At 51.6% G+C, this 692-nt stretch carries 1 pseudogene; it reads right to left on the bottom strand.

The window, feature by feature from the left end:
• A pseudogene (locus tag B2R29_RS06570) lies at positions 1–503 on the bottom strand (carbamoyl-phosphate synthase large subunit); the annotation flags it as partial.
• Between the last annotated feature and the right edge of the window lie 189 nt (positions 504–692).

The raw sequence follows: 692 nt of genomic DNA, 5'->3' as shown, positions 1-692 counted from the left end.
GCATTGGCCAGCTCACCAGCGTCGGCCCCTGGGGTATCGATAAAGGTGATGATCGGCATCGCACGACTGGCGTAATTCTTTGCCTGTTGTGCCGCACGGTTGTGATGAATCGGCCCCCATGCGCCATTGGAGTGGGAGCGGTTCTGGCAGATAAAGCCAACACGGCGAATCTGACCACCGAAATCGAGATCAGCTTCAGCGCAGTAAAGCGGGCCGTCTTCGACTTCTGAGACTAAACGTACAACAAGGTGTCGGACGATGCTCTTCGCATCAGTGCGCTGAGGATTCTCGCTGGGTGCAACGACGCTCTGAATGTAGTCGTCGATGTTGAGCTTTCTCAGTCGATCCAGCTCAATGGCGCATTGCTGTGGTGCAATCAGGCCTTTGACTTTGTGATCAACCGCGTTGTCCTCATACTCGGGAAAGAGCGAGAAGTCCGCCGATAATTTTTCGGCGATCTGAAATAACGGGTCCGTATGATTCGGTAATTCTTGTTGTGTCATGCGTTGTATTCCGTTGGTCATTTTCAGGCGTTTCACTGAACCCGGTGTCACTGGGTTACATGCCTGACTTTTTTAGTTTTTATGCCCCATACAGTAATTTCCGGTATCCCGGAGAGAGGTATGCCACGGTTATCCGCTTGTTAAACCTTCTTAAACACCAGAGTGGCATTCGTGCCACCAAAGCCAAAG

The organism is Thalassolituus sp. UBA3500, assembly GCF_002377545.1.
Taxonomy (GTDB): Bacteria; Pseudomonadota; Gammaproteobacteria; order Pseudomonadales; family Oceanobacteraceae; genus Thalassolituus.
Note: the sequence above shows the minus strand (reverse complement) of the source record. Positions and strands in the feature narration are given on the sequence as shown.